9 protein-coding genes, 1 tRNA gene and 1 riboswitch are annotated in these 12,444 nt (G+C 47.7%); of the genes, 4 read left to right on the forward strand and 6 right to left on the reverse strand.

Going from position 1 to position 12,444, the window contains the following annotated elements; genetic code table 11:
* Window positions 1-89 precede the first annotated feature (89 nt).
* Both U2P89_RS15245 and U2P89_RS08355 read right to left on the reverse strand, forming a co-directional pair.
* Window positions 90-341: a GIY-YIG nuclease family protein gene (locus U2P89_RS15245; RefSeq protein WP_416188627.1), complete on the reverse strand. Its 252-nt coding sequence runs from the start codon at window positions 339-341 to the stop codon at window positions 90-92.
* 35 nt (window positions 342-376) lie between these two features.
* A tRNA-Val gene (locus U2P89_RS08355) sits at window positions 377-451 on the reverse strand.
* A gap of 476 nt (window positions 452-927) precedes the next feature.
* On the opposite strand from U2P89_RS08355, the gene purB reads away from it, so the two are divergent.
* The 4 genes from purB (at window position 928) to lepA (ending at window position 7,152) form a co-directional block, all read left to right on the forward strand.
* A complete protein-coding gene (purB, locus tag U2P89_RS08360) occupies window positions 928-2,265 on the forward strand; it encodes an adenylosuccinate lyase (RefSeq protein ID WP_322191185.1) in 1,338 nt (445 codons plus the stop codon).
* A gap of 305 nt (window positions 2,266-2,570) precedes the next feature.
* A complete protein-coding gene (locus U2P89_RS08365; RefSeq protein WP_019540596.1) occupies window positions 2,571-3,770 on the forward strand; it encodes a pseudouridine synthase in 1,200 nt (399 codons plus the stop codon).
* Between the two features lie 194 nt (window positions 3,771-3,964).
* A complete protein-coding gene (gene asnS, locus U2P89_RS08370) occupies window positions 3,965-5,362 on the forward strand; it encodes an asparagine--tRNA ligase (RefSeq protein ID WP_322191186.1) in 1,398 nt (465 codons plus the stop codon).
* A gap of 2 nt (window positions 5,363-5,364) precedes the next feature.
* Window positions 5,365-7,152: a translation elongation factor 4 gene (gene lepA, locus U2P89_RS08375; protein WP_092025194.1), complete on the forward strand. Its 1,788-nt coding sequence runs from the start codon at window positions 5,365-5,367 to the stop codon at window positions 7,150-7,152.
* 28 nt (window positions 7,153-7,180) lie between these two features.
* Here the strand turns inward: lepA and nrdG are convergent, their stop codons facing one another.
* The 4 genes from nrdG to U2P89_RS08395 form a co-directional block, all read right to left on the reverse strand.
* Window positions 7,181-7,663 carry an anaerobic ribonucleoside-triphosphate reductase activating protein gene (nrdG, locus tag U2P89_RS08380; RefSeq protein WP_092025198.1) on the reverse strand — a complete coding sequence of 161 codons (483 nt, stop codon included), beginning with the start codon at window positions 7,661-7,663 and terminating at the stop codon, window positions 7,181-7,183.
* An 81-nt stretch (window positions 7,664-7,744) separates the two neighbouring features.
* Complete coding sequence (gene nrdD, locus U2P89_RS08385; protein WP_313380348.1) at window positions 7,745-9,862, reverse strand: anaerobic ribonucleoside-triphosphate reductase; 2,118 nt, start codon at window positions 9,860-9,862, stop codon at window positions 7,745-7,747.
* Between the two features lie 159 nt (window positions 9,863-10,021).
* Window positions 10,022-10,258, reverse strand: a riboswitch (cobalamin riboswitch).
* Between the two features lie 114 nt (window positions 10,259-10,372).
* Window positions 10,373-11,905 carry an acyl-CoA carboxylase subunit beta gene (locus U2P89_RS08390; protein ID WP_019540607.1) on the reverse strand — a complete coding sequence of 511 codons (1,533 nt, stop codon included), beginning with the start codon at window positions 11,903-11,905 and terminating at the stop codon, window positions 10,373-10,375.
* Window positions 11,906-11,926: 21 nt separating this feature from the next.
* The gene (locus U2P89_RS08395) at window positions 11,927-12,430 is read right to left on the reverse strand and encodes a biotin/lipoyl-containing protein (protein WP_322191187.1); all 504 of its coding nucleotides are present in this window, start codon (window positions 12,428-12,430) and stop codon (window positions 11,927-11,929) included.
* Window positions 12,431-12,444 lie beyond the last annotated feature (14 nt).

A 12,444-nucleotide genomic window follows, 5' to 3' on the forward strand; every position in this document is an offset into this window, starting at 1 on the left:
GTTGCCGATTTATCGACAACCTCTGTGGGCGTTGACGGATTCGAACCGCCGACCCCTCCGATGTAACGGAGTGCTCTGAACCAGCTGAGCTAAATTTCCCCTTTTATGAGCTTCTCTAATAATTTACGGCTCTTCCATTTTTTTACTTCTCTTTCACGATGCCCGGCTAACGCTTTTGTATCAAAGCTTTCTGTATACATTATGATCCAGTCATTTGCCCGACCGGTAAATCCCCTGTGGTTTGAGTTGTGTCTTCTTAATCGTTCGCCGATTTCATCCCCGGTTGAACCGATATAATACCTGTCTAATTTTTCGGAGTATAAGATATAAAACTTGTACATAACAAAAAAGGTTGCCGATTTATCGACAACCTCTGTGGGCGTTGACGGATTCGAACCGCCGACCCTCTGCTTGTAAGGCAGATGCTCTGAACCAGCTGAGCTAAACGCCCGGAATATTTAGAATAAAAATTTAAAGACCTTTTCGTTGGTACCGACCCCTCCGATGTAGCGGAGTGCTCTGAACCAGCTGAGCTAAACGCCCGGATTTTTTAGAATAAAATTTAAAGACCTTTTTCGTTGGTACCGACCCCTCCGATGTAGCGGAGTGCTCTGAACCAGCTGAGCTAAACGCCCGGAAGTTTAAAGACCTTTTTAGTAACCCTCTTCAATCCGATTCAATCTCTTGGAGTATTTAAGCGAGTTGGCCTAAATTTGTATAATTTGAAAGATCTTTAGTAGTTGCTTTCCTGAAAAGCGATGCAAAGATACGTCGATTTTATTTTTCTGCAAAACTTTTTACAAATATTTTTTATGAAAATTTTCACGGGTCTATTATTATCCCTATTTTTGTACCATCAAAATAGGGGTAGCGATTATATTAATCCGCAATAAACGTTTTCGTTAGGAAATACGAATACAAGTTACAATGAATTTAGATCAACTGACAGCTATTTCACCCGTCGACGGACGATACAGGGATAAGACCGCAGATCTGGATGCGTTCTTTTCCGAGTACGCACTCATCCGGTACCGCGTTCAGGTGGAGATCGATTACTTTATCTCTCTCTGTGAAGAGGGAATCCTTCCGTTGAAGGATGAAGCCATCTTCAGACAATTAAGGGATTTGTACCGAAATTTCAGTGAAGAGGACGCCCGGCAGATCAAAGAGATCGAAAAAATCACCAATCATGACGTGAAGGCGGTGGAATATTTCCTGAAAGAAAAATTCGATGCGCTTCAGCTGTCAGATCATAAGGAATTCATTCATTTCGGATTGACATCGCAGGATATCAATAATACCGCTACACCGATGATGTGGCGGGACGCATTGCATAAGGCCTATATTCCCGAATTGGAAAAACTGGTTTCCCGGATCGATACACTGGCAGATGAGTGGAAGGACATCCCCATGCTGGCGCGTACACACGGACAACCGGCATCACCCACACGCCTGGGAAAAGAGATGAAGGTTTTTAGTTATAGGTTGACCGGACAAATTGAAGTGCTGAAGAAGATCCCGGCAAAAGCAAAATTCGGTGGGGCGACCGGTAACTTCAACGCACACCGGGTGGCTTATCCCCATATCGACTGGAAACTGTTCGGTAACCGTTTCCTGCAGGAGAAACTGGGTCTGCACCGCGAAGAGTATACCACGCAGATATCCAATTATGACGCTTTTGCCGCATCATTCGACGCGATGAAACGCATCCATACCATACTGATCGACTTCACAAGGGATATATGGCAATATATATCGATGGAGTATTTCAAGCAGAAGATCAAAGAAGGTGAAGTCGGTTCGTCGGCCATGCCCCACAAAGTGAACCCGATCGACTTCGAGAATGCCGAGGGTAACCTGGGTATTGCCAACGCATTATTGGAACACCTCGCGGCAAAACTGCCCGTCTCACGGTTGCAGCGCGACCTTACCGATTCCACGGTAATCAGGAATATAGGCGTACCCATGGCACATGGATTAATTGCGCTAAAAAGCACAACAAAAGGGTTGCATAAATTGTTATTAAACAGAGAGGCAATAGAGAGGGATCTGGAAAATAACTGGGCAGTGGTTGCCGAAGGAATCCAGACCATTTTAAGACGCGAAGGATATCCGAAACCCTATGAAGCACTGAAAGCTTTGACACGAACCAATGCGCGTATCACCCGGGAGAGTATTTCGGAATTTATTGACAATTTGGATGTAAATGAACAGGTGAAAAAAGAATTGAAAGAAATCACACCCCAAAATTATACAGGATTTTAAGAAGACATTTTCGTGAAGTAAACCAAGCAAAGAACAAACAAACTTACCTCCTGCCATAACGAGAACTATTTCGTTGAATAAGGGCAGAGACAGTTTATTTGATCTGCCAAACACAAGAAATAGTCCAAAGTACTTGAAACAGTACAATAAAGATAGGAATGACTAATTTTAATTGAACAGTAAATAATAATTGAAAGAAATCCGGTTCCGGTCATGTTAGCCGGGCGGTAGAAATTTGAAAAAATGCGATTTAAAAAAGAAAAAACCGTGAGGTTTCATTAAGTAATCAAAAAGTAAATGCAACAATGACAACAAACAATGACGAATCGCGCCCAAGGCGGAGTTATCACAGCGCGAACAATGAGAGACACGCTTCCTCGAACAGAAATTACGGCAATGAGCGGAGAACACAGCATGATGGTTATTATTCGGATAGACCGTCCTATAATCAGGACAGACAGTCGTACAATTCGGAGAGGTCTTCCTACAATCAGGATAGATCGTACCATCAGGAAAGACCGTCTTACAACCCGAACTACAGGGATTCCCGCCAGGAAAGCTATGGTGGGAACAGCGAAGGCGGCATGAGAAAACGGCGTCCCCGGGTAGGTGAACGTCCGCAGTCGCCACAGCGGGTTACCGGTGGCGGCGGTTATAACAACCGGGGCTGGGGCAACCAACCATCAACCGGGCCGGGCAGACCCAATAAGCCTGCCAAGCCGGTGAAAAAGCTGAAAAAGAAAAAGCCGTTCAAGCAGATCAAGTACAAAGAAAATGCGGATCCCAATGCTCCTATCCGTCTGAACAAATACCTGGCCAATGCCGGAGTATGCTCCCGTCGTGAGGCTGATGAGTTCATCCAGGCCGGTGTGGTAAAAGTAAACGGAGAGGTGGTAACGGAACTGGGTACCAAGATCACCCGTGCCGATCAGGTGATGTTCCACAACCAGCCGGTACAACTTGAAAGCAAGGTGTATGTACTGCTGAACAAGCCGAAAGGATTTGTGACTACGACCGATGATCCAGAGAACCGCAAGACGGTGATGGAACTGGTAAAAAGCGCCGCTTCCGAGAGGATATATCCGGTGGGACGACTGGACAGGGCTACCACAGGAGTATTGCTGCTGACCAACGATGGCGACCTGGCATCGAAATTAACACATCCGAAGTACGAAAAACGGAAAATCTATCAGGTATGGCTTGACAAGCCGGTAGCAATGGAGCATATGCAGATGATCGCCGACGGTATTGAACTGGAAGACGGTGAGATCCATGCTGATGCGATCAGCTATGTGACGGAAGAAGACCTTACCCAGGTGGGTATTGAGATCCACTCCGGCAGGAACCGGATCATCCGCCGTATCTTCGAGAAATTGGGCTACAGGGTGATGAAACTCGACAGGGTCTATTTCGCGGGACTGACCAAGAAAAAACTTTCACGCGGAAAATGGCGTTACCTCACAGAACAAGAGGTCAACATGCTTCGGATGGGTGCGTTCGATTAATGAACAACACTCCCATAGAGAGTCATCTCGTCTCAAAACGACTAATGTAATTGAATGATAATCCTGTTCCTGTGCGGTTTCGTGCAGGAACAGACTGGATATTTATAGGGTAATTTAATCGAAGAGTAGCATAATCATTCATGCAAGAGTGGGTGATTAATGTGAGTTGCTTGCGATATTGAAGTATATAGTGTATGAAACAACTAAAACGAACAAAAATTTCAGAAGCATTACGACTTACAAATTTCGGTGAGGAAGTCAATGTAAAAGGATGGGTGCGTACCCGCAGAGGAAACAAAAATGTCGGATTTGTCGCTTTGAACGACGGATCGACTATCAATAACATACAGATTGTTATTGATATAGCTAATTTTGGCGAAGAGTTACTTCGTCCTGTCACCACGGGAGCCTGCATCAGCGTGAACGGCGAACTGGTGGAGTCGCAGGGCAAAGGCCAGTCGGTAGAGATACGGGCAACGGAGATCGAAGTCTACGGATCTGCTGATCCTGCCACCTATCCGTTACAGAAAAAAGGGCACTCACTGGAGTTCCTTCGCGAAATAGCCCATCTGCGGCCGCGTACCAATACTTTCGGTGCTATCTTCAGGATGCGGCATCATATGTCGTATGCTATTCACAAATATTTCAACGACAGAGGATTTTATTATTTTCATACGCCTATCATCACCGCGTCCGACGCAGAAGGTGCCGGCTCCATGTTCGAAGTATCCACGCTCGATATAGAAAATCCGCCGCGTAACAAAGAAGGCAAGGTGGATTTCTCACAGGATTTCTTCGGACGCCAGACCAACCTCACCGTCTCCGGACAACTTGAAGGAGAGTTGGGTGCTATGGCATTGGGTGCCATCTATACTTTCGGACCTACATTCCGTGCAGAAAATTCCAATACGCCCCGTCACCTGGCGGAGTTCTGGATGATCGAACCGGAAATGGCATTTTATGATATCCACGACAATATGGATCTGGCGGAAGATTTCCTGAAATATCTCATTCGTTACGCTTTAGAGCATTGCAGGGAGGATATCGAATTCCTGGCTAAGATGTACGACGAAGAACTGACAGACCGCCTGAATTTTGTGGTAGAGAATGATTTTGTCCGTCTGACCTATACTGAGGGAGTAAAGATCCTGGAAGAGTCGGGACAAAAATTCGAGTTCCCCGTACACTGGGGTACCGACCTGCAGTCGGAGCACGAACGCTACCTGGTAGAAAAACATTTCAAACGTCCGGTTATCCTGACCGACTATCCGAGGGAGATCAAATCGTTCTATATGAAGCAGAATGACGATGGCAAGACCGTCCGCGCGATGGACGTACTTTTCCCCAAGATCGGCGAGATCATCGGCGGATCGGAGCGTGAAGCGGATTATGATAAGCTGATGAACAGGGTAGAGGAGACCGGAATGCATACCGAACCGATCTGGTGGTACCTCGAAACCCGTAAGTTCGGCACCGCACCCCATTCAGGTTTCGGCCTCGGCTTTGAACGGTTGATGCTGTTCATTACCGGTATGGGCAATATCCGTGACGTGATCCCCTTCCCGAGGACGCCGAATAATGCAGACTTTTAATTATGAAGAATATTCGCAATTTTTGTATCATTGCACACATAGACCACGGCAAGAGTACGCTGGCCGACCGTCTGCTGGAGTTCACCAAGACCGTAGAAGGAAAGGACCTGCAGGCGCAGGTGCTCGACAATATGGACCTGGAGAGGGAACGGGGCATCACGATCAAAAGCCACGCGATACAGATGGATTATAAATATGAGGGTGAGAAATATACCTTCAACCTGATCGACACGCCGGGGCACGTGGATTTCTCATACGAGGTGTCGCGTTCCATTGCCGCCTGCGAAGGCGCACTGCTGGTGGTCGATGCTGCCCAGGGTATCCAGGCACAGACCATCTCAAACGTCTATATGGCTATCGAGCATGATCTGGAGATCATCCCTATCCTTAACAAGATCGACCTCGACAGCGCCATGCCTGATGAAGTGGAAGACCAGATCGTGCAACTGCTGGGTGTTCCCCGTACAGATATCATCCGTGCAAGCGGAAAGACAGGCATCGGCATCGAAGAGATACTCCATGCCATCATTGAGCGGGTGCCCGCCCCCCAGGGGGATCCGGATGCACCATTGCAGGCACTGATCTTCGACTCGGTGTTTAACCCCTTCCGTGGTATCATTGCTTACTATAAGATTGTGAATGGCAGCCTGCGGAAAGGCGATATGGTGAAATTCATCAATACCGGCAAAGAGTACGATGCCGACGAGGTGGGTATCCTGCGCTTGAATATGGTGCCGAAAGAAGAGGTAGGCTGTGGCGATGTGGGTTATATTATCTCCGGCATCAAAACCTCGAAAGAGGTGAAGGTAGGAGATACCATCACCCATGTGAAACGGCCTGCCTCCAAGGCCATCGAAGGGTTTGAAGAGGTGAAGCCGATGGTTTTTGCCGGCGTATACCCCATTGACAGCGAGGATTTTGAGAACCTTCGTTCATCCCTCGAAAAGCTGCAACTCAACGATGCGTCGCTCACTTTCCAGCCCGAATCGTCCGTGGCGTTAGGCTTCGGCTTCCGGTGCGGCTTTCTCGGATTGCTCCATATGGAAATCGTCCAGGAGCGGTTGGAACGGGAATTCAATATGGATGTAATTACCACGGTACCCAACGTTTCCTACAAGGTATACGACAAGAAGGGAAATATGAAGGAGGTACATAACCCCGGCGGCCTGCCTGATGTCACGCTTATCGAAAGCATCGAGGAGCCTTTTATCCGTGCTTCGGTCATCACCAACACCGCCTATATCGGCCCTATCATGACCCTTTGCCTCGGTAAGAGGGGCATCCTGATCAAACAGGAGTATGTTTCGGGCGACAGGGTAGAGATCATTTACGATCTGCCGCTGGGTGAGATTGTGATCGACTTCTACGACAAGCTGAAAAGTATATCGAAAGGATATGCCTCTTTCGATTACCATATTCATGATTACCGCCCGTCGAAGCTGGTAAAGCTGGATATCCTGCTAAACGGCGAACAGGTGGATGCACTCTCGACGCTTACCCATATAGACAATGCACAGAGTTTCGGTCGGCGCATGTGCGAGAAACTGAAAGAGTTGATCCCGCGCCAGCAGTTCGATATCGCTATTCAGGCGGCCATCGGCGCTAAAATCGTTGCCCGTGAGACGGTGAAGGCCGTCCGGAAGGATGTGACCGCAAAATGTTACGGTGGTGATATCTCACGTAAACGCAAGCTGCTCGAAAAGCAGAAAGAAGGGAAAAAACGGATGAAACAGGTCGGTAATGTGGAGGTTCCGCAGAAAGCGTTCCTGGCAGTGCTGAAGCTGGATTAAGTACCTGCATGTTTATTCCATGCAGGTACTATTGTGCTGTACCATGAGCGGCTGAATGCATCCGATGAGTAATATCCGTCATATTATCATCCTCGATCCGGTAGAGGCGCTGGTTGGTAGTCCTCTTATTCAATCCTCCGAGCATTTCGATATAAGGGCCGGTCTTCACGAAATCAAAATGATCCTTCGAATTCGCCGGCAGCCTGTCGTTTCCCGAATACCATGCCGTTTTGACCTTTCCTCCCCGGCTTTTCCGGACGAAATCCGCCAACCGGTACAATTCTCCGGTATCGGCATCACCTCCCATAAAGCATATACAGGTAATCGCCTTTTCGTACGATTGCAATAAGCCGGTCAGCGCAGATTCATCCAGCTCTTTCCCGATATCCTGCTGCAGGTGCGGACTGTGACATCCCTTACAACGATAGGGGCAATTCGACAGGTTGACCGCCAACGTTACTTCATCGGGGATTTCCTGAAAGACAATATCATAATCGACATATTTCAACATACAAACAGCTTATTTCCAGCGAATCTTATCCTGATCCGTTTCTTTTAATATATCGCATTTATTTTAATACATCACGTTTATTTAATATCCCACCGTCTCTTTCTCCGATTCCAGCTTCCCGTAAAACCTTTTGGATGCTTCCGCCTGCCGCGGAACAGAGAAATTGCTTACCCGTTTCATATAACCGATGATACGTGTAAGATAATCCAGGTTCCTGGAAGCGCATACGGGGCACTGCTTCAGATAGCGTTTATCGATCTTTCCGCAATCATTGCATACCGTATTCGGAATATTAAAGGTGAAGTAATTGCACCCTTCTGCGGCTGCTACCCGCAGCAGCTGGCGGTATTGCGCTTTTGAGAGATGTTCTTCTAGGTTCATATGGAGCGCAGATCCGCCTGTCAGGTGCTCGATATAATCGCGTCCATGCAGGCGGAACTTATCGATGACATTCAGGGATGAGTCTTCCACGCGGTAGAAATAGCTGTTGTAACAATCACGGGGTACTGAGTATCCATCCTCCCTGTCCCATTTGGCATGCTTTACACCCACATTTTCGGCAGGGATCATTTCGCAGTTGAACATCAGCTCTTTCGACCGGTATTTTTTATTGTACCTTTCGATGATCCCCAATATTTCCTGTACAAATGCCATGTAGCGGGGATTATGGTTGATTTCGATGCCCAGTGACTCGGCAGCTTCTACCAACCCGTTCACGCCGATGGTCAGGTACTGTCGGCTGATATTGATAAATCCCGCATCGAACAGGGGCAGCATCCCTTTCTGCTGGAACATTTTCAGGTTTTCATTATAAGCGGTCTGTACCTTGTGTGTTAAATCGACCACCTCTTCCAGAAATGCCGTGTAGGATTGTCCGGTACGTTTCGCGAACTGGATGCAGCGGTTCAGGTTGATGGTAAGCACGCTTTTCGAACCGGTGGAGACTCCTCCGGCTCCCAATGTGTAGCTGAACCCGTTGTCCTGAATTTCATTGCGCAGGCGGCAGCAACTCGACAGCGAGTCGGCATTGTCGCTCATGTAGGTGAAGAACGAGTGCCCTTCGGCATACATTTCAGCCGTGAAATCGGCATATTCGGTATCCATCACATCATCCTCTTTCGAGAGCAACGCCATGGTTTCCACTGGGAAGGTGAGTACGGTCTTGGTGCGCTCTTTGTTGAACCACCGCATAAAACGTTTCTGCAGCCAGCTGAGCGATTCCCATACCGGACGTGACCCGTCGGGAAACTGAAATTCGCCGAACAGGTTTTCGAAGTAGTATTTGTCGTAGTAGGAGATATTCCAGAAGACAGCCTGGAAATTACGCGCTCCGGTGGGCTGGTTGATGGAGTAGACGATTTGCTCGAAGCAGTCGGTGATCACCTTGTCGAGGGAGCGTTGGCGCTTAGAGAGGTCGACCACATCCCTGTGGCGTGTAAAATAGTCGTCGCCATACTCTTTGCGGATGAAATAGTCCAGGTACATCAGAAACTCAGGTGTAGCGCAGGCACCGCTCAGCATGCTCGACACCATGAATACCATATTGATGAATCCGCCGCAAAACGATTTCAGGTTGGTCGGCGGTGTAGAGTTCCCGCCGATGGCAAGGGTACCGTTCAGTAGCCAGGGGTACATGGTGATGCTGGCGCAGTAGTTGGCCAGGCTGGTTTCATCGTTTTTATAGATAAAATGCTCGTTCAGCATGCCGATGTATTTGTCCGCCAGTTCCTTCCCGTACATCTCCTTCAGCCGGTCGGTGATCATCTTCCGGTTCAGGTCGATAAAGCTCTTTTTGGGTAGTTCGCCGATAAGCGTGGCGATGTTTTTCTTCTCCACATTGGCATTGGAGTCGAATTTACTTCCCGTGGCAGCATTTTGCGCATCGCAATAATTCATCAGGAAGTTCAGGTTGTCCCGGATCTCACGCGTTTCGGTATGCTTTTGGCGGTAAAGCATATAGGATTTCGCGACAGCAAAATATTTTTCCGCCATCAGCGCTGTTTCCACCTGGTTCTGTATCTCTTCCACGGTCATCCCGTCGGAGATGTGAAGGCGCGAGAGGATAGCGATGAAATCATCTTCGGTAGCGAATGTGCCTACCGAAAGAAATGCTTTTGCAACGGCATTTTCTATCTTTTTAATGGAGAAGGGGACACGTTTACCGTCCCGTTTCAGGATCTGAATTGTTTGGTTTCCCATACGAATTTATTTTTTAGTGTGTGAACAGAGATGTCAATACCATTACACTTTTCGATACGGGAAAACGTTTGCCATTGCGGCGGTAAGCTTATACAGATAGAGCAGTTAAAAAAGGTGTATAAACCTCTGTTTTCGACTCTCTTTTTACCCGAAAGAGATCAAAAAGTGTACACATCTGGCAGGTCTTCTGACTTACTCCTCCTTTTGCGCTTCCTTCCCGGCCTTTCATCAACCCTCTCACAGGGAAGAGGTCAGGCCAGTGGATGTGAGTATTGCGCAAAGGTTTTATGCAGAGCTTACAGCAGCGGGTCTGTTCAGGATTTGCACCTGATTCCCTTTTCATCATTCATTTCGGAGCCGTTTGAAATGAATAACACCAAAATTCAGGGCAAAGATAGGTTATTCTTTTGGGATTTATTCAATAAATTTGTAAAAATGACACAAGAATGTTGTTAAAATACTGGTGTAGGTGGTCTTAATCTATAGCTTGAATTAGTCATGTTTTCCACCTTACAGCGGAATGTTCCCGTGCTTTTTGGGCGGGTTGGTCTCCGTCTTATTGGCCGTCATTTCCAGCGCCTGGATCAATTTGAACCGGGTATCTTTCGGCAGGATGATCTCATCGATATATCCTTTTTCCGCAGCCCGGTAAGGATTGGCAAACAGTTCACCGTATTCGCTCAGCGCTTTTTGCCGTTCCGTCTCGTCGGATGAACGATACAGGATATTCACCGCGCCTGCTGCTCCCATTACCGCAATCTCGGCATTCGGATAGGCTAAATTCACGTCCGCACCCGACTCTTTGGACGCCATGACAACATACGCGCCCCCATATGCTTTACGCGTTATAAGGGTGATCTTCGGGACGGTCGCTTCCACATAGGCAAACACGATCTTGGCTCCGTGACGGATAATACCGTTATGCTCCTGGTCACGCCCGGGAAGAAAACCCGGCACATCCTCGAAAGTAATGATAGGGATGTCGAAACAGTCGCAGAAACGGATGAATCGTGCTGCTTTGTCCGATGCGTCGATATCCAGTACGCCGGCCAGATAAGCCGGTTGATTAGCCACAATCCCTACTGTGCGGCCCCCCATGCGGGCGAATCCTATCACGATATTTTGTGCGAATTGCGACATGATCTCGAAGAAGTAATGTTCGTCCACCACCTCTTCAATGAGTTTCTTCATATCATAAGGAATATTGGGATCGTCGGGAATCAGCGTCTGCAATTTGGGTGATTCTCGATAGATACTGTCGTTTGTAGGCACTATCGGAGGATCTTCCATATTGTTGGAAGGAAGAAAACTCAGCAATTCACGGATCATCATAAGCGTTTCTTCCTCGTCCTCGCCCACAAAATGAGCCACTCCGCTCTTGGATGCGTGGGTAGTTGCCCCGCCCAGCTCTTCCTTGGTCAGTTCTTCATGCGTGACTGTTTTCACCACATCAGGGCCGGTCACAAACATATAGCTTTTCTCTTTCACCATAAAGATGAAGTCGGTAAGCGCCGGGGAATAGCAGGCGCCGCCAGCGCAAGGGCCCAGGATAGCGGAAATCTGGGGTACAACCCCTGAAGCTTTGATATTCTGGTAAAAAATATCGGAATAGCCGCTGAGGGCCATCACTCCTTCCTGGATGCGCGCACCGCCCGAATCGTTCAGGGCAATAATCGGCGCCCCGTTTTTCATAGCGAGTTTCTGTACCTTTACAATCTTATTGGCGTTGGTGCGGCTCAGGGAACCGCCGTACACCGTGAAATCGTAAGCATAGACATACACCAGCCGGCCGTCTATCTTTCCGTAACCGGCCACTACGCCGTCGCCGGGAATACGGCTGTTCTGCATGCCATAGTGGTTACATTCGTGAAGTATGAATTTATCGATTTCGACAAACGTGTTATCGTCCAATAACATATCGATGCGCTCGCGTGCGGTCTGTTTTCCGGCTTGCTTTTGTTTCCCGATTGCTTTCTCTCCACCGCCGGCTTCAGCAGCTCTGTTTTTTTCTTCAAAAGCCTGATATATTTCCTGTAGTGTCATTGCTGTGATTTTTAATTGCTTTTAATTGGTCTTAAAAGATATGAGTAACTGATCGCGGGCTACGGAATCGCCTTCCTCTACGTGGATCTTATCCACAATAGCATTCTGGGCCGCCGTATAAGTGCTCTGCATCTTCATGGCTTCCACCACAATGAGGGGATCGCCCTGTTTTACTTCCATACCTTCGGAAACCATTATTTTTATGATTTTACCCGGCATAGGGGAGGTAATGGTTTCCTGTGCTTCTTCCGGAGTGGATTGACGTCCTCTGATATATTTTTTCTGCGGATTCGACAGTTCGATGTCAAAGTAACGAAAATTGGTGGTGATGGTATATTTCCCTTCCGAATGGCGTACCGATTCGGCGTTGTAGGAACGTCCTTCGTGAAGAATGGAACAGAATCCGTTCTCCGACATTACCACATCGATATCATATATTTTTCCGTCCACTGAGATTTCGACTCTGTTTCCATCTTTGGATATCAGTTCCACCTCACATGTCCTGTTGCCTATTTTAGCTTTCATTCAATATTCAATAT

The sequence above is a fragment of the Proteiniphilum sp. genome, assembly GCF_034331125.1.
Lineage (GTDB): Bacteria > Bacteroidota > Bacteroidia > Bacteroidales > Dysgonomonadaceae > Proteiniphilum > Proteiniphilum saccharofermentans.